16 protein-coding genes and 1 riboswitch are annotated in these 17,309 nt (G+C 56.7%); of the genes, 8 read left to right on the top strand and 8 right to left on the bottom strand.

The genetic code is table 11. The features are described from left to right. Window positions 1–16: 16 nt before the first annotated feature. Window positions 17–75, top strand: a riboswitch (Fluoride riboswitch). Window positions 76–181: 106 nt separating this feature from the next. From V6C16_RS01140 to V6C16_RS01130, 3 genes are all read left to right on the top strand, one after another. Then, window positions 182–1,357 (top strand): MFS transporter, encoded by a 1,176-nt coding sequence (locus tag V6C16_RS01140; RefSeq protein ID WP_333535776.1) that lies wholly within the window; start codon window positions 182–184, stop codon window positions 1,355–1,357. Window positions 1,358–1,371: 14 nt separating this feature from the next. Then, window positions 1,372–1,761: a fluoride efflux transporter CrcB gene (gene crcB / locus V6C16_RS01135; RefSeq protein WP_333535775.1), complete on the top strand. Its 390-nt coding sequence runs from the start codon at window positions 1,372–1,374 to the stop codon at window positions 1,759–1,761. Between the two features lie 155 nt (window positions 1,762–1,916). Further along, window positions 1,917–2,246 (top strand): DUF190 domain-containing protein, encoded by a 330-nt coding sequence (locus tag V6C16_RS01130; protein ID WP_333535773.1) that lies wholly within the window; start codon window positions 1,917–1,919, stop codon window positions 2,244–2,246. Window positions 2,247–2,689: 443 nt separating this feature from the next. Here the strand turns inward: V6C16_RS01130 and V6C16_RS01125 are convergent, their stop codons facing one another. Together V6C16_RS01125 and rfbD are read right to left on the bottom strand one after the other, a co-directional pair. Then, on the bottom strand, window positions 2,690–3,775 hold the full coding sequence (locus V6C16_RS01125) for a DUF3179 domain-containing protein (protein ID WP_333542726.1): 1,086 nt from the start codon (window positions 3,773–3,775) through the stop codon (window positions 2,690–2,692). 227 nt (window positions 3,776–4,002) lie between these two features. Then, window positions 4,003–4,890: a dTDP-4-dehydrorhamnose reductase gene (gene rfbD, locus V6C16_RS01120; protein ID WP_333535522.1), complete on the bottom strand. Its 888-nt coding sequence runs from the start codon at window positions 4,888–4,890 to the stop codon at window positions 4,003–4,005. A gap of 180 nt (window positions 4,891–5,070) precedes the next feature. Here rfbD and V6C16_RS01115 point away from each other — a divergent pair, with 180 nt between their 5' ends. Continuing rightward, a complete protein-coding gene (locus tag V6C16_RS01115) occupies window positions 5,071–5,835 on the top strand; it encodes a sirohydrochlorin cobaltochelatase (protein WP_333542725.1) in 765 nt (254 codons plus the stop codon). A gap of 8 nt (window positions 5,836–5,843) precedes the next feature. Then, a complete protein-coding gene (locus V6C16_RS01110; RefSeq protein WP_333535185.1) occupies window positions 5,844–6,683 on the top strand; it encodes a hypothetical protein in 840 nt (279 codons plus the stop codon). A 415-nt stretch (window positions 6,684–7,098) separates the two neighbouring features. On the opposite strand, the gene pgl is transcribed toward V6C16_RS01110, so the two are convergent. The 6 genes from pgl to V6C16_RS01080 form a co-directional block, all read right to left on the bottom strand. Next, a complete protein-coding gene (pgl, locus tag V6C16_RS01105) occupies window positions 7,099–7,845 on the bottom strand; it encodes a 6-phosphogluconolactonase (RefSeq protein ID WP_333535184.1) in 747 nt (248 codons plus the stop codon). A gap of 266 nt (window positions 7,846–8,111) precedes the next feature. Then, window positions 8,112–9,170 carry a translation initiation factor IF-2 gene (locus V6C16_RS01100; protein WP_333535183.1) on the bottom strand — a complete coding sequence of 353 codons (1,059 nt, stop codon included), beginning with the start codon at window positions 9,168–9,170 and terminating at the stop codon, window positions 8,112–8,114. Window positions 9,171–9,192: 22 nt separating this feature from the next. Next, entirely contained in the window at window positions 9,193–9,933 is a 741-nt protein-coding gene (locus tag V6C16_RS01095; RefSeq protein ID WP_333535182.1) for a class I SAM-dependent methyltransferase, read from the bottom strand. A 184-nt stretch (window positions 9,934–10,117) separates the two neighbouring features. Then, entirely contained in the window at window positions 10,118–10,498 is a 381-nt protein-coding gene (locus V6C16_RS01090; RefSeq protein ID WP_333535181.1) for a RidA family protein, read from the bottom strand. 11 nt (window positions 10,499–10,509) lie between these two features. After that, window positions 10,510–11,739, bottom strand: coding sequence for an aromatic amino acid transport family protein (locus tag V6C16_RS01085; protein WP_333535180.1), 1,230 nt, complete (start codon window positions 11,737–11,739; stop codon window positions 10,510–10,512). After that, window positions 11,739–12,692 (bottom strand): bile acid:sodium symporter family protein, encoded by a 954-nt coding sequence (locus tag V6C16_RS01080; RefSeq protein ID WP_333535179.1) that lies wholly within the window; start codon window positions 12,690–12,692, stop codon window positions 11,739–11,741. The genes V6C16_RS01085 and V6C16_RS01080 overlap by 1 nt, the downstream gene beginning before the upstream one ends. 272 nt (window positions 12,693–12,964) lie before the next feature. Between V6C16_RS01080 and ettA the strand changes: the two genes are divergently transcribed. From ettA to V6C16_RS01065, 3 genes are all read left to right on the top strand, one after another. Beyond that, a complete protein-coding gene (gene ettA / locus V6C16_RS01075; protein WP_333535178.1) occupies window positions 12,965–14,647 on the top strand; it encodes an energy-dependent translational throttle protein EttA in 1,683 nt (560 codons plus the stop codon). A 55-nt stretch (window positions 14,648–14,702) separates the two neighbouring features. Further along, window positions 14,703–16,307 (top strand): DUF4139 domain-containing protein, encoded by a 1,605-nt coding sequence (locus V6C16_RS01070; RefSeq protein WP_333535177.1) that lies wholly within the window; start codon window positions 14,703–14,705, stop codon window positions 16,305–16,307. A gap of 101 nt (window positions 16,308–16,408) precedes the next feature. Beyond that, window positions 16,409–17,062, top strand: coding sequence for an HAD-IA family hydrolase (locus V6C16_RS01065; protein ID WP_333535176.1), 654 nt, complete (start codon window positions 16,409–16,411; stop codon window positions 17,060–17,062). Window positions 17,063–17,309 lie beyond the last annotated feature (247 nt).

Raw genomic sequence — 17,309 nt, 5'->3', positions numbered from 1 at the left:
CTTTGCCGGGCGTATGCATTTGACAGGGGATGGAGTTCCCCTTGAACCGCGTTCGCTGATGACTCCTACCAGACCTTGAAAGGTGTTGGTAGACTATTTTCAGGCAACCACACCATGATGTGGCTGCCTTTTTTGTTTCCGGTTTTTTGTCGGCGCCCAACAATCCGCCGGGGATATGTTTATGATAGCGGCTCTTTTGAGACTGCCCAAGAATATCTGGCTTATCGGCCTCATCAGCCTGTGCAATGACAGCGCCAGTGAAATGCTGTACCCCGTTGTCCCGCTCTATGTCTCTTCCGTTCTTATGGCAGGGCCGAGGGCGCTGGGGATTATCGAGGGGGTTGCCGAAGCCGCGTCGAGCCTTCTCAAACTTTTTTCAGGGGTGCTTGTGGATAAGACTCGCACCACAAAGCCCTGGATTGTGCTGGGCTACAGTCTTGCTGGTTTTTCCAGACCCCTGATAGCTTTTTCGGGAAGCTGGGCCGGGGTTTTGTGTATTCGCTTTGCTGACCGGGTCGGCAAGGGCTTGCGCACTTCGCCAAGGGATGCTCTTTTGGCCTCCTGCGCCGCTCCGGAGCAGTGCGGCTTGGCTTTCGGCCTTCATCGGGCCCTGGACAATGCGGGGGCAGTCATCGGGCCGTTGTTGGCCTTTGCCTTGCTTGCCAGGGAAGTGCCGCTGCAACACGTTTTTTTATGGGCTTTGCTTCCGGCCGTTATCTGTCTTGCGCTTTCGCTGGCCTTGCGTGAACCGGCTGTGGCGCGGCAAAAAGAAACCGCAGCCTTTGATTGGCGCTTGAGTGGCATGCCGCCGGTATTTAAGCGCTATCTTGTGGTGGTGGGGATTTTCACGCTCGGCAATTCATCCAACATGTTTCTTTTGCTGCGGGCAAAAGATCTGGGCATTGCAACAGAGATGATTCCTCTGCTGTGGGCGGCGGTATCCGCCATAGCCATGCTGTTTTCAGTACCGTTGTCTGCGCTTTCAGACAGAGTGGGGCGTATGCCCGTACTTTTTGGCGGCTATCTGGCCTATGCCCTTTTTTATCTGGGTATGAGCAACTCTGGTGACAACATGGCCGTGCTTTTGTGGCTGTTCGGCTTTTATGGGCTTTTTATGGGTGCTGCTGAAGGCGTCGAAAAGGCCTTTGTTGCCGACCTCGTGCCGGAAGGGCGGCGTGGCTCCGCTTTTGGCTGGTTTAATCTTGCCGCGGGCTTGCTGCTTTTACCGGCTTCGGTGATTTTTGGTTTTCTATACCAGGAAATATCTCCTGCCACAGCCTTTATTTTTTCGGGATTGTGCTCCGCATTGGCGGCTGCTCTTCTGAAAATACTTGTTGTTCCTGCGCACAAGCGGTGACAGAGGGAGAATATATGCTTAAGACCCTTGTCCTCATAAGTATCGGGGCGTCTTGCGGGGCCGTTTTACGCTGGTTCCTGGGAGTCATGCTGAATGCCGTTTTTCTTCCCATACCTCTGGGAACACTGGCGGCTAATCTGCTTGGCGGCTACCTTATAGGTGTAGCTGTCAGCGTTTTCAACGCGCTGCCCACCGTGGGGCCGGAGATGCGGCTGCTTGTCATCACCGGATTTCTTGGTGGTCTGACGACTTTTTCAACGTTTACGGCAGAAATCGGCGCCCTGCTGCAGGGGCAGCGCGTCATGACGGCCGTGGCTGCCATTGCACTGCACGTTGGCGGCTCACTGATAATGATGTTGCTCGGCATGGGAACGTTCGCTTTTTTACGATCCTGCTTTCGCTAGAGCATTTTAACTTTGAAAAAGTGTAAATGCTCTAACGCTGCACGAAAGTGCAGCGCGCCACAATGTGGCGTGGATTCAGCCGAAAATCGCACTTTTAGGCTGAATGAACACTTTGAAATATGAAGCATTTCAAAGTTAATCTGCTCTAGGAGGTCATGATGCACGGCTATCAGCTTACATTTTTTACGCAGCAGGGGCGTGTTCACGGCATGTTAAGCCTTGCGGAATGGCTGCTTCAGCAGGCCAGGGCGGTGGGAATCAAGGGGGCCACTGTGGCAGCGGCACAGGGAGGCTACGGGCGGAACGGCAAGTACTACTCGGCCCATTTTTTTGAAATGGGTGAACAGCCTGTGGAAGTGACTATGGCTGTGAATCCGGCACAGGCGGAACTCTTGTTCGCAAAAATTGAAGAAGAGCGGCTCGGTATTTTTTATATAAAAATACCCATTGAATTTGGCATCACCGGAGAAAACCGGAAAGATTAGGGCGTGTTTGCTCTGCAATTGTTCTGGCGACTGCGTGAGTAAGCGCAATTTATTGCGCTGTTAAGTGCCGAAGTAAACTTTGAGAATGGGTTCTTAAAGTTAGTCTGCTCTAGGCTGATGCTGCGCTACAGCTGCGCTAGAGCAATTTAACTTTTAAATTGCTCGGACGGCTGCGTGAGCAGACGTTCGCTACGGAGGCGTAAGCGCAGTTTATCTGCGCGGTTAAACGCCGAAGTGAGCGTGCCTTAAACTTTGAGAATGTATATTCTCAAAGTTAATCTGCTCTAATGACGCATGTGCAGGGTAAGGGCTGCGCGCGGCGTTCCAGTAGGCAATGGCGGGTGTTTCTGACGCGAACCGTCAGTTGTTGTGCGCGGGCGCGGGGATTTGCGTTGTTCTCAGAACCTGGGGCAAGCACAGCTTGGCAGACGGCAGTGTGCCGGTCAAAGGTTTGCCGGAAGTGCCAGGGCGGCTGGAGCGACAGCAGAGCCGGGGGCTGCGCTGTCTTGTCCAGGGGCATCAGGCGAAAGCAGGTTTTCCGGCACTTCGCCAGGGCCGGGAACGGTAAGCGTTTCGGGATTGATGCTGTACCAGGCAAACCACATGGAATAGCCTCCGAAATATTCGGGCATGGCGGCCCCTTTCATATTGCCTTCCAGGGCTTTTCCGGTGGCCGGGTCCCATATGCTCCGTGTTTTCAAATCCATCAGTTTGCCGTAGCGGCTCACAAACAGAAAAGGCTCGGCCCATATCTGCCGGTTGAACACGCGCACTACATCCAGATGTGGATCATGAGCGGCCAGCAGGGCATGCGGGCCCACGAAAAAATTTACTGTCCCTTTTTTCTTCACATAGGCCACATCAAGGGCCAGCAGATAATTTTCATACTCCAGGCAAAGCATGTGGGTCTTGCGCGGGAAACGTCTGTCCAGGCGTTCCACAGGGTAGATGAGCCTGTCGTTGTCATAGTAGGTATCTTTGCGCTGGTAGCTACCGTAAGGGTCGCGCCCGTAGGGGCGATTTCCCGCGGGTTTTGCCATGACCGATGCCTGGGGAAAAACGCTGCGCGCAGCCCCCCAGGATGTCCAGAAGACAGGAATGGTCGGCAGCCCTCTGCCCATAAGGGGGCCTTCAAAGGCCATGCCTGTTTCCTGAAGCCAGAGGCTGCCGGAATTTCTGTCAATAAGCACACTGTTGCCGTCATAAAGGCGGCCTTCTACGTCAAAAATAAGATTGAGGCCACCCATGGAGGCATTGTAGGCCATGAGTGTGCCGGTGGTGGGGCAGTAGGTGATGGTGTAGGCCACGTCATCAATGAGTTCGTTGACAACCTGATGCCAGACCATATAGCGCTGCAGGTAGATGCGAGGGCCACCGGGCAGCATGACCACGAAAACGACTTCGTCGGCGCTGGTATTGAGGTCAGCGTCCAGAGTGCGGTCATAGCGTGGCCTGTACAGCGATGGAATGGCCCCGTAACTGACGCCCGTTTCCACCAGCTTGCCTGAAATTGCCGCCAGATCCTCCATACTCCTGGGCCGGGCCTGACTTTCGGCAGGGAGCAGCAGAGCGCACAGGGGGAGCAGCATCAAAGCCATAAGAGCAAACATGCCCGCACGGCGCACAGCGCAGCGCCCCGCTTTTCGCATCGGGCCGCAGACGTTTGCATGCAGGCCGCCTGCGTTACTGGCGCGGCTGTCTGCCGTGGCCTTTCGTCTGGTGTTCGGCAGGGGGGACATGGTCTGCTGGCATGGAGTCAATGCTTGTCTTTCTCCTTGCGGTGAGAAGGCAGGTAGTCGCTGAAGATATAGTCGCGCAGGGCCTGGGGCCAGGGGCGTGGTTTTTTGCCCAGAAAGGTTCCCAGCTTGCTGTTGTCCAGCACGGAAAATTCCGGCCTTCGCGCTTTTTGCGGCCATTGGGCCGAATCAATGGGCATGACCCGGCAGGAAGTGGCCGCGAGGTTGATGGATTCGCAGGCCAGTTCGCACCAACTGGCCTGGCCGCTGTTGACGGCGTGCCAGAGTCCTGTGGCGCTTTTTTCGGCCAGTGCGGCGCTCCATTGCGCCAGATCCATACTGTATGTGGGGGAGCCGATCTGGTCGTGAACCACGTTGATGGTATCTCGTCTTTCACAGGCTGCCACGATGGTGTCCACAAAATTTTTGCGGCCGGGGCCGAAAAGCCATGCCGTGCGCAGCACACAGGAGCGCTCGGGCAATTCGCGCAACACGGCCTGCTCGCCCTCTAGTTTGGTGCTGCCGTAGACCGACAGAGGGTGCGGCTCGTCTTCTTCTGTCAGGGGCGTTTCGCCTTGCCCCTGAAAAACAAAGTCAGTGCTGTAGTGAACCAGATGCCCGCTGCCGAGGGTTTTGAGGATATGCGCCAGCGCATCGGGCAATGCACGGTTTGCCTCGCAAGCTCCGTCGGGATCGTCCTCGGCTGCGTCAACGGCTGTAAAACCAACCGCGTTAAAAACCACATCCGCGTCTGCCTTGCGCAAGCGCGACTGCAAAAAATCAAAATCCATCACATTACCGTCCTGCCTGCCCAGGGTCGCCACTTGCCAGCCTTTTGCCGTAAGCACACGAACAAGGGCCTGCCCCAGCAGACCGGTTGCGCCTCCCAGAATCAGCGCCTTTGCCATCTGAACCTCCCGGGACGGCACACGCCTCCCCAAAGAAGCGTACGTCCCATAATGCTGGCACTGTATCGTTGTGAGCCATGCTGGTCAATACAGAGGCCGCCTTTCCACATCTGGAGACTGCCTTCTTGCCACCATGCTGCAAGTAACGTACAAATCAGCCGTATGAGACGAGCAATATTATTGGTGGCTTTTGGCGCAAGCAGCCCCCAGGGGCAGAACGCCCTCAAGGGTTTTGATGCGCTTGTGCGTCAGCGTTACCCAGGGGTGCCGGTGCGCTGGGCGTATACTTCGCTGCTGTTGCGGGAGCGTCTGGCCCGGGCCAGACAAAAAAGCGACTCTGTCCGCAAGGCTTTGCGGCGTCTCAGCCTGGAACGCTTTACCCATGTGGCGGTACAGCCTCTTCAAACCATATCCGGTCGCGAGCACGGTGAAGTGTGCGCGGCTGTGGACGAAGTGGCGGCCCAGAGTGGTCTGCGCTGTGATGTCGGCGCTCCCATGCTGGCATCTGCCGATGACCTGAAAGCTGCGGCCCGCGCCTGCGTGAACCACCTGCCGGCCGGGCGCACCGCTCAAGAAGATGTTATTTTTATGGGACACGGCGCGGAGCACGAGGCCGTGGCCCGTTACGCCGACCTGGCGGATGCCGTTTACGGCCTTGATGCCCGCGTACATGTGGGAGCCATGAACGGAGCTGTGCTGCTTGAGGATATTTTGCCCCGTCTTTCTTCTGAGAGAGTATGGCTTATGCCGCTGCTTTCTGTGGTCGGCAACCATGCTCTCAAGGATATGGCCGGGCAGGACAGTCAATCATGGCGCAGTCGTGTGGAGTCGCAAGGACGCCAGTGTGTGCCTGTGTTGAAAGGTACGGCGGAATACGCCGGTTTTGCTGAGATATGGTTGCGTCATCTGGAGGATGCCGCCCAGTCCTGTTTTGAATCTGTATGAGGTGATTTATGCGCGCATTGTTAGTGACCATGCTGTGTGCGGCCATGTTGCTTGTGGGCTGTGGGGCCGGAAGCGGCGGGCCTGCTGCCGGGCCAGCGGTAAATCTGCCGCCGACGGCGCAGAACGGCAATACAAACCAGTATAACCCGCATATGCACCGGGATATGCCGAACATGCGTTCGGCCACGGCCGAGGGCGCGGCCATGCTTCAGAAAATGGGGGGCAGTGTTCCTACCATCGAAGGCGAAGCTGCGCATCGCCCTCAGTGGAAACATGAAGTTTATCCTGTGGTTTTCGGCAATCCCACGGCGCCGCACGAAGTCCTTGTGCTGCTTGATTTTGCCGCGCCGCAGAGCGAAAAGGTCTGGCAGGCCGTTGTTGATGCCAGCCGGTCCCTTTCCCCGCAGCAGTGCAAAATTGCTGTTTTTGCCAACAGCAAGGAATATTACGGCACGGATCTTATGGGGCTGGCGATCTGGATTACCCATTCTCGTCCAGGGCAGGCCATGCCGTATCTGACATATGCTTTGGGGCAGTGGAACAAGGTCAAGGCCGAGCAGAAAAGCACCCGTGGGCGCGCTGTGCCGTTCCAGAATGAATATGACGCTACCGTCAGAAACACGGACTACCCCATCCACTATGCCTATCTTTCCCGCCTGCAGCCACCGGTTCCGGCGAGCCAGGAGCTGAACGTGGCAAAGTATTGTTATGATGCCGGTAACGTTAACCTTTATCAGGCTGAGCAAATAAGCAGGTATTACGGCATAAAAAGCCTGCCTGCAGTGATTGTGGACGGGCAGGCCCTTTCGTCCGTGTCTGCTGCCGCTATCCTTAAAGCTTTACAGTAGCAAAGAGTCTGGGCAGCATCCTGACGCCGGATGAAGTTCACGCGCGGAAAATTCCGCGAAGAACGTACAGCGGCGCAAAATGTTCCGACCGGCTTTTCCCTCTGATTACGGGAAAAGCCGGTCGATTGCTTTTTATATGCGGAGTGTGCTGTGTCCGGCAGGTTTCATCTCTGTAAAAACCAGCGCCGCATAAAAGCCAGTGGCGGATGTGGTTTTGAGTAAAAAGCGGCATCAGCGGCCGCTTTGTCGGCTGGAGCGGTTTTACTTTTGATAATTAAATATGTTCAAATTGTAATGATGGTCACTACAGGCGCAAGAGCCAAATAGATGACATTGCTGTCACCTGCGCAAACCCTTGGGGCAGCGCCTGAAGCCGACTTGCCCTCAGACGGCTGGCGTCTGATTTTGCTTTGGCCTATACGCCGGTGGCCGCAGCTTCGTCCACGACCCACACAAGGTCGCCAAAGCCGGGCCGCACCATCTGGGCGGGCAGCGTGGGCGGAGCCAGCAGGTTGAGAGCACGGGAAAGCACATCATGCTTTTCGGCCCCGGTTACAAGGAACATGCAGCAGCGGGCGTTATTGATGACCGGCAGGGTAAGGGTGAGCCGGTCAGCTTTGCGTTCCGGAACATACTGGTCAATGACCAGTCGCTTTTTTTCCGCAAGGGCGGGCGAATGAGGAAAAATGGAGCCGGTATGCCCGTCTTCTCCCATGCCGAGCAGCATGAAGTCGAAGCGGGGGATGTCCTGCGGACCCAGATCGAATTCTGCACGGAGCTGCCCTTCATACTTGATGGCAGCCTTTACGGGGTCTTCGTCACCGCGCATGCGGTAGAAATGTGTGGCCGGGACGTGGCTGAGAAGTTCTCTGCGGGCGAGGCCGTAGTTGCTGTCGGTATGTTCCGGCCCCACACAGCGTTCGTCCACCCAGAAAATGCTTATCTTGTCCCAGGGCAGCCGGTCGGCCCAGTCGTCACCGGCAAGCAGCCGGAAAAGAGGAATGGGGGTCTGCCCGCCGGACAGGGCGATGCGGAAGACACCCCTTTCGGCAACAGCCTCTTCGCAGGCGGCGGCAAGAATATGTGCGGCGCGTTCGGCCATGGCGGCCGGATCTTTGTGAATGTGCACCGTAAGGTGGATGGATCGGCTGAGGCCCGACATGTGGCGGCTCCTTCAAAGTTGACGATGGAAACGGTCGGCATGGCCTGGCCGTTTTGCTGGAACTTGCCTGCAAAGCGCGTCTTGGCAGCCGGTATTTCCGGCCTTGCGGGCGCGGCGCAATGAAACAGGTGGCCGATACGGGCCGCCCTGTTTACCGGCAGCCATGACGAAAAATTTTTTGCCCTGACCAAGCTGGGCGACGCCGCGTATTATGGCACAGAAGCAGCGGAGAGAAAAGCCATATTTGTGTCAATAGTGTGCCGCAACTATTGAAATTCTTCGATAGGTTCGGGAGTGTCCGAAATGTGCAGCACCTCGCCGTTGTCCAGCCCGAGGGTTTTCCATGCAGCCGTGCATTTCAGGGGTTGGCCCTGCAATAAGAGTCGGCCGAGTTCGCTGTGTCCGTCCAGTTCAATGGTCCAGCTGCGCTTGAAGTCTTCGCCCGGACGGACGGGCTGTACGGCATTCAGGTTGCGGCTTAACAGGGTGTTGCCAGAAGCATCGGCGATTGCCACAGACAGGTTCATGTTGTTGACCCCCACTGTGCCGATGTCCCGCGCAAGTGCGCGCACCACCACAAGCAGGGTGCTGCCGTCTGAAAGCAGTCCGGCATCCGCCGAGCAGGACTGAATGGGGAAAATATCCCTGATGCGCCGCTCTGTCTGTGTGTTTTTGTCAACGATCACCTGCCGCTGCCCGCGCATGCGTTCTACCTGCGCTTCGCGAAACTGGCGCGTAAGTTCCGGCCCGTTCACCAGGTTGCGCACGATCCAGCCTTCGGCGGTTTTGTCCATGCGCAGGATCAGCGAGAAGTTTTTATCCAGCAGAGGGTGGCGTATTTTGGCCGTCAGCAGGGCCGTACCCTCGCTGGAAGTTTGCAGGTGAATGGTTTTGGCAAGCTGCTCCAGAAAGTCTGAAGGCAGGGCATAAAGCGGAGTCATTAGCCGTGTTTTCAGGTCCGGCTCTTCCTTGGCGGCCTCCTGCTTGGAACGCAGCTGCTTGAGCAGGGCGGTTTGTATCATGTCGCTGATCTGGCGCTCCTGATCAGGCCCCGCCTTGAGAAAAGGATAGCTTCGCGCGAGGCTGGCCGCCAACTGCCGGGAAAGAGCGTTGAAGTCCACCATTTCGGCAAGATTATTTGTCTGGGCACCTTTCAGGGCGTCACGCAGCTCTTCATAGGCGTAAAGACTGGACTGACGGAACTGGTAATACCGCCAGCCGCTGAACAGCAGCACCACGGCAATCACGATCAGTATGCCCGCGGCAAACGCAAGAACATGCTGGCGTACAAAGGAAATCAGCCGGGAAAGATCAGGGAAGTTCATGACGCACCCGATATTTTCTAATTCACTGAGAATTCAGGGAATTTTTTGAACCATATTCCAGCGCCGGTTCCGGTCTGCGCAGGCGCTGTCCTTTGATTTTGAGAGGCAAAGGCGTTACGGGGCGCGCAGGGCCAAGATCAAGGCGGACAACGCACCATGCACCCAGAGGAAGGGGCAGCTTGCGAATGCAGCCGCCCAGTGAGCAGGAACTGTTCCAGAGGCAGCGCGGCCCGGCAAGAGTGCTCATGCCGCAGGTTTTGCCGCCCCCCATTTCTTTGAGCATGCGCCAGACGCGCCACCACGAGTATACAGGCCCCGGCCAGGGGTCTTTTCGGCCTTGAAGGCAGTGCAGCAGGTACGCAAGAGAGGCGCTGTTCCAGAAGGTAACGGCAAGTCCGCCGGAAGTGACGCGCAAGGCTTCACGCACGGCGACTTCCATTTTCTTTTTATCACCGCCGGAGAGGTGGAGCACAACTCCGTCAAATGAGCTGTCCTCAAAAGGCAGGTGGTCATCTGCGGCGGCGGTTATTTCCGCCCGGCTGCCCATGACGGCAGCGGCCCGCGTCCGCAGTTCCGGACGCAGTTCTGTTGCTGTGAGGTCAAAACCGCATTCCCACAGCAAGGGCGAAAGTATCCCTTGGCCGCAATTGACCTCCAGCAGGGTTTTTCCCCTGCGCGGCCAGACCGCCAGACTGTGCTGCAGAAGGTTCTGCTGTTTGTCCAGGGCGGAAAGGCCCTTGGCATTCCAATGCCACCGCTTCATGGTTCTGCCTTTTGATCAGGTGGTTCGGTTATTTTCTAATATCTCACTATTTTGTAAACAGGTCAAAATGGCAAGAAAAAACTGCCGGAGAAGCCTGAGCGTGACCATCGCAACGCCCACGAAAAAACGGTGGAAAAAGCGTTGCTTCGCATTTTTCCACCGTTCTGTCGGAAATGTCGTATGTTTATATTGCCGCGATGGATTCGATCTCCACCTTGGCGCCCAGCGGCAGGGCGCTGACTTCCACGCAGGAGCGCGCGGGGCAGGGAGCGCTGAAATACTGCTGGTACACTTCGTTTACCGCACCGAAGGTTTTGATGTCGGTAATAAAGACCGTTGTTTTCACAATGTTTGCAGTGGTCAAACCCTGTGATTCGAGAATGGCCTGCACATTTTTGCAGCACTGGACGGCCTGGGCGGCGGCATCGCCTTCCACCAGTTTGCCGGTTGCGGGATCAATGGGAACCTGACCGGAAAGAAATATGAGATTGCCCGTCCTGATGGCCTGGCTGTATGGGCCAACGGCGGCAGGAGCCTTGTCTGTGCTGATGACTTCCTTGTTCATGATTGCTCCTTTCAGCGGTACATGGGTAACAGGTTAAAGACAAAAAGTGTATGGCAAACAGCGACAAAGCAGCCGTATGCCAGCAGCAGGGGTACGGTCAGACGGCCGCCCGGCGTCGTGTACGCGGACTTGCCGTAGCGCTTCCGGCTGCTGCTGAGCAAAAGGGCCGGTATGATAACTGCCCAGAATGCCGATGCCAGCCCCGCCCAGCCGATGGCGGGTAAAAAGCCGTCAGGCCAGATAAGCCCCCCCAGAATGGGTGGCGCAAAGGTCACAAGCAGGGTCTTGGTTCTTCCCGAGCGGCTGTTGTCAAAATTGCACAGGTCGGCCATATAGTCAAAAAGCCCCAGACCCGCTCCCAGAAAAGAGGTTGAAACAGCCAGAAGTGAAAAACCCTCAAGCATTCGCAACACCAGAAAACTGCTCAGGTTGTTGCCCGCTGCGGCCATAAGGTCGCCAACGTTGCCGCCCGCTTCAATAACGCCTTTGAAGTCCGCCCGTGAAATGTTGCCGTCCGCGGCAACCAGCCAGGAGACATAACAGACCAGGGCCACTATTGTGCCGTAGCGCAGGCTTGCATCAATGGTGCGCGGCTCCTTGCCCATATATTTGACAAGACTCGGCACAGAAGCGTGAAAACAGAAGGATGTCAGATAGGTTGAAACGGCTCCCCACAGGAAGATCATTTCTCCGCCGCTGCCATTGCGATCCAGCAGCGTATCCACGCGCAGGTGCGTTATCATGCCACTGACGGAAATAAAGTAGGAAATGACCATGCCGCCCACAAGCAAAATGGAAAATTTGTCGACCGCTTCGGAACTCCACCAGATAAAGACCGTGAGCAGCAGGGCGAACACCAGGCTGTTGATCAGCCTTGGCGGCGCTGCGCCGGTTATGGAGGTGATGCTTTGCTCAATAATGGACCCGCCCCCGCTCACGTAGGCATACACCAGGGTATAGAGCACAAAGGCAACGGCAAAGCCATTCACAAGGCTCCACTTTGGCCCCAGCAATTCCCGCACCATAGTATGAAAGCTGTGTCCGGGTTCAAAGTGCATGCTCACTTCCAGAAGGGCCTGGCTTGAGCGCAGCATGATAATCCAGGAGATCAGCATCAGCCCGATTGACCACGAAAACCACATTCCGGCCGAGGCCATCGGCAAGGCCAGCATGCCGGCGCCTATGGCCGTGCCGGCCACAAGGGTGGTGCCGCCAAGCACGGGAAAAAAGCGGAAGTCCATTATAATTCCTTGTTTGGGATAATATCTGTTGGGCGGGTATGAAAAAAGTTGGAAAGCAGCGCCCCTGAAATATTCTGCCACACGCTGTAAAGGGCGCCCGCGATGGCTGCCGCAGGCGAAAAATGTGTCAGCGCAAGCGCGGTGGCAAGGCCGGAATTTTTAGTGCCGACTGCCAGGCACAGGGCGCGGCCGGTGCTTCGGTCAAGCCGGAAAAGACGGGCCAGCAGGCTGCCCAGGGCAAGGCCGGCAAGGTTAAGACAGATGACAGCCATAAAAATGTCCAGGCCGGCCTTCAGGATGCTCGCGGCATTTATAGCCAGAATGCCAGCCACCACAAGAGTGATGGTCAGGGCGGAAAGCAGGGGCAAAAAGGGCAGGGCGCGACGGGTCAGCCCGCCGCAAAAACGGTGCGCCGCAAGCCCCATAAGGACGGGAGCCACCACTATCTTGCTGATGGAAAGCACAAGACCGCCCACATCCACAGGTATCCACACGCCGCCAAGAAGCCATGTCAGGGCGGGCATGAGCAGAAGAGCAAGAAACGTACCCAGGGATGTGAGCGTCACAGCGTAGGGGACATCGGCCCTGGCGATATAGGCCATGACATTGGAGGCGGTTCCACCAGGGGCCGTGCCAACGAGGATGAGACCCATAGCCATGTCCGGCGGCAGAGAGCAGACATGGCAAAAAACAAAGGCCAGCAGGGCCATCAGGGCAAACTGGGCTACTATGCCCAGAGCGATATGCCGTGGCCGCGCCAGCACATGGTTGAAGTCTCCCACGCGCAGGGTCATGCCCATGCCAAACATGATGAGTCCGAGAAGCGGGGTGACGTATGGGGCTACCCACCGGAAAAGCTCGGGCCGCCAGAGGGCCAGAGCGGAACAGGCAATGACCACAAGGCCCATATAGCGCGTGAGGCCGGCGCTGATGATGATTGCAAGGCGCAGCAAGTCTGTTTTTCCTCCGCCTGAGGCGTAGTGTGCGGACATCGGCATACTGTCAGACTGGCGTGCGGATGGCAAGGGCATGGATAAAAACTTACTATCAATAATGAGTTGGCAGTGATTTATACGGTGTGCGCGCCAAATGTCCGGCATGCATCTCACTTGAAAAAGCTGCTCCAAGCGGATACTCTGTGTCGTTAGGAGCGCGCCCATTTGGCGCGCGTTTTCGCACCGCACCTTTGCCAAGGCGAAAACGTCACCAAATTTTGAGGAGCATCATGAGCAACGAACCGGACAAGATTATTTATTCCATGATCCGCGTGACCAAGCGCCACGGGCAGAAGGAAGTGCTGAAAGACATTTCCCTCTCCTATTTTTATGGAGCCAAAATCGGCGTGCTTGGTTTGAACGGCGCGGGCAAATCCAGCCTGCTGAGAATTCTGGCTGGTGTGGACCAGTCCTTTGACGGCAAGACCGTTCTGGCCCCTGGTTACACCATCGGTTATCTGGAGCAGGAACCGCTTGCCCACGAAACGCGCACCGTGCGCGAGGTGGTTGAGGACGGCGTAAGCGAACTCACGGCCATTGCCCGGCAGTTTGAAGAAATCAATGCCAAATTTGCCGAACCGATGGAGCCGGACGAGATGGACGCGCTCATTGCGCGGCAGGCTGAGGTACAGGAACTCATGGATGCCAAAAACATCTGGGATCTGGACTCGCGCCTTGAAATGGCCATGGACGCCCTGCGCTGCCCCCCCGGTGATATGCCCGTGCAGCAGATTTCCGGCGGTGAGCGCCGCCGCGTGGCCCTGTGCCGCCTGTTGCTCCAAAATCCCGACATCCTGCTGCTCGACGAACCGACCAACCATCTGGATGCGGAATCGGTAGCCTGGCTTGAGCGCTATCTTTCCACGTTCCCCGGCACTGTTATCGCCGTCACGCACGACCGCTACTTTCTCGACAATGTGGCGGGGTGGATTCTTGAGCTTGACCGGGGCCGGGGCATTCCCTGGAAGGGCAACTATTCTTCCTGGCTTGAGCAGAAGCAGAAGCGTCTTGCCACTGAAGAGCGAAGCGAAGCCGAAAGGCAGAAGACCCTGCAGCGCGAACTGGAGTGGGTGCGCATGTCGCCCAAGGGCCGCCACGCCAAGGGCAAGGCCCGCCTCAACGCTTACGAGGCCATGCTTTCGCACGAAAGTGAAAAACGCGCGCCCGACCTTGAAATCTATATTCCTCCGGGACCGCGCCTTGGCAAAAGCGTGATCGAGCTGAGCAGCCTTGGCAAATCCCTGGGCGACAGAATGCTTATGGACGGGGCCAATGCGCTGATTCCTCCCGGAGCCATTGTGGGCATTGTCGGCCCCAACGGCGCGGGCAAGACCACCCTGTTCAAGATGCTGGTGGGGCTGGAAAAGCCTGACACCGGCACGCTCAAGGTTGGTGAAACCGTACAGTTTGCCTATGTGGATCAGGGACGCGAATCCCTGACCCCGGGTAAAACCGTCTACGAGCTTATCAGTGACGGGGCCGAAACCATCAAGCTCGGCAACCGTGAGGTAAACGCGCGCGCTTACTGCACCCGTTTCAACTTCCACGGCGCTGATCAGCAGAAAAAAGTGGATGTGCTTTCCGGTGGAGAGCGTAACCGTCTGCATCTGGCCCGCATGCTGAAATCCGGGGCCAACGTTCTGCTGCTTGACGAACCCACAAACGATATTGACGTCAACACCATGCGCGCTCTTGAAGACGCCCTGGACAACTTTGCGGGCTGCGTGCTGGTAATCAGCCATGACCGCTGGTTTCTCGACAGGGTGGCTACCCACATCATGGCTTTTGAAGATGAGGCCGGCGTGATTTTTGTTGAAGGCAATTATTCGGATTATGAGGAAGATCGTAAAAAGCGTCTCGGCAAGGATGCCGATACGCCACACCGCCTCAAGTTCCGCAAACTGACACGATGAGTGCTGCCCCCGCGTCGGATCGCCCGGCGCGGGGGCTGACCGCTCCGGAGGGCAGATGCATACAAAAGTAAAATCGCAAATTAAAATTCGTAACGATGCCGCCGCACCAGGCATAAAAGCTGTCCTGCTGGCCCTGGTGCTGGCACTCATGACAGCAGGCAGCGCCTGGGCAGCCCAGGAAAAAACCTCTTCCGCCTCCATTGCTCCCACTTCTCCAGCAAGTCCCATCTCAGCCATACTTTCGCCCTCGGGCGGATCGGTGCAGGTTGAAGAAACCCTGCCTGTCCTTATGGATGACGACATGGGCATCCTGAGCTTTGTGCTGCCCGGCGATGCGGAAAATCTCCAGATCAGTGTTCCCGGCCACACCATTGCCCGCTGGACTTCCACGCCCCAGTCGCTGGAGCGCAGAGGTCACCTGGCCCAACTTCGGGCGGACCTGAACGCTGAAATAAATCAGGCCAGCGGCAAGCTTGCTGCCGTCAAGGCGCAACTGGCCCTGTGGGAAACTCCGCCCAGCAGCAGCTCGTATCAGGATCTGACGCAAAGGGAAAAAAGGCAGGGCAGTGCCATTCCCGAACTGGTCATTGAACGGGCCAACCTCGAAAGCCTGGTCGATGTGCTTCGCAAGCAGCTGGACCTGATGCCGCTAAGCCCGGAAATGGGGCAGCGCATCACCATTGCCCTGCGCAAACCTGTGGCGGCCAAGCAGTTGAAAGTGGCCTACAGCTATCAACTGAACAACTGCGGCTGGCGCCCTGTTTACAGCTTTGATGCCAAAACCGGAAACAGCAAGAGCAATGAAACTTCTGTGCGGCTTATGGCTGAAATATGGCAGCTTTCCGGCATTGATTGGAGCAACACGCAACTCACCCTTATTTCACGCGGCGAAGGCCCGCGTGAACCGGCGAACCTGCGCAAATGGGTCGTCGACTCTCAAGCCCCGATTCCTCAGCCTGCGGCCCCGCTGCGCGCTATGACCCGGGAAGCTACGGTGATGTCGGCCCAGGCGGATGTTGCGCTTGCGAAACCTCTGGTGGAACACGACGGCAGCGCTGTTTTTGCCCGCTGGAACCTGGCAGTGCGCGGCCTGCCTGAAGGGCGTTCGCGGCTGCTCATTGTGGAAGACACGTGGAAAACGCCTTTGCAGTGGTTGGTTCGCCCCAGGGTGGGCGACAGCCGTGTGTGGCTTATGGGCAAATACAGCTTGCCGCCGGAACAGTCCTGGCCGGACGGCTCGGCTGAATTCAGCGTGGACGGCCAGGGCGTCGGACAGGGATTTTTCACGCCGCGCGGCGGAGAAGCAACCCTGTATTTCGGGCCTGATCCCCGTGTACACGTGAATGTGATTGTGAACAGCAAGCGGCGTGGTGAAAGCGGTTTTATCGAAAAAAGCCGCACCTGGACCTGGGCATGGACATATGTGCTCACCAACCTGCACAAGGATGCCATTACCGTGCGCGTGGAGCGCCCCATGCCGATGATCGTGGATCAGGGCGTGTCTGTCTCGTATAACGATTCACCGGCATCGCAGCAGGTGCCTGATGAGCACATGCTGTTGTGGAACATAGAAGTACCCGGCGATGGAAAGGCCGAGATAAAACACTCTGTGTCCATCACGTCTTCCAAGGAAATACCGATGCTTACCGACATTCCTTAACGGAATGCGCGCGTCTTGATTCATATGTGCAAGGCCGCCCCGAATACGGGGCGGCCTTTGCGACAGAAGGGCAGCCCGGTTGTCCGCCCAAGGAGGCTTTCTTGAATTTTAATCCTGTTTTTTTTGATCTGGATGGAACCATTACGGATTCTGAAGTCGGCATAATCAACTCTGTGCAATACGCCCTGAAATATTTTGGCGTTTCCATGACTCGGGAAAGCCTGATTCCTTTTATCGGGCCTCCCTTGCGCGATTCTTTTTCCAAACTTTTTCCCAACGATCCGGAAAAAGTGGAAGGTGTTATCCGTAAATACAGAGAATATTACACAGACCAGGGCATTTTTGAAAACCGTCTTTATGACGGCGTATACGATCTTTTGCACACGCTGGCGGAAGAGGGGCGCATTCTGGCGCTCGCCACTTCCAAGCCCGAGCCTTTTGCCCTGCGTATTGTGGAGCATTTCGACATCGCGCGCTGCTTTTCTTGTGTGGCCGGAGCGGAATTTAACGGCCCTCGTAACAACAAAACCGCAGTGCTGCGCTATGCCTGTGACCGGCTGGGCGTTATTCCTTCTGCATCCTGCCTGATGGTCGGGGATCGCAAGTACGATGTGGCCGGCGCGCATGAGGTGGGCATGCCGTGCGCTGCGGTTTTATACGGATATGGCTCTGAGGCGGAGCTGAAAGCGGCTGAGGCCGACTGGCTGTGTCCTGACGTGCAATCCTTACAGGCCCTTTTGCAAAAACAGGGCTGAAGCGAAAACGCGAAGCAGGGTGGAATGGCGAAAAGCCATGACAGGCAGCGGTTTTTATGGCTGGCCCCTGCTTGCCGGGCCTTCGCAAACATGTAACGCTGGGAAGACTCTTCCCAGCGTTTTTTGTAACTAGAAAACCCCCCGCTAGGCGGGGGGTTCTAAAAAGCTTATAGCTTTGCCCAAGTGAGTAAAACTCCTTTTGATTTGTTAAAAAATCTCGCGGTCTGGCAACTGCGAGTCAACAAAT

This window comes from Desulfovibrio sp. 1188_IL3213, assembly GCF_036763145.1.
In the GTDB taxonomy this organism is placed as follows: domain Bacteria; phylum Desulfobacterota; class Desulfovibrionia; order Desulfovibrionales; family Desulfovibrionaceae; genus Desulfovibrio.
This window is presented reverse-complemented; position numbering and strand designations above follow the sequence as displayed.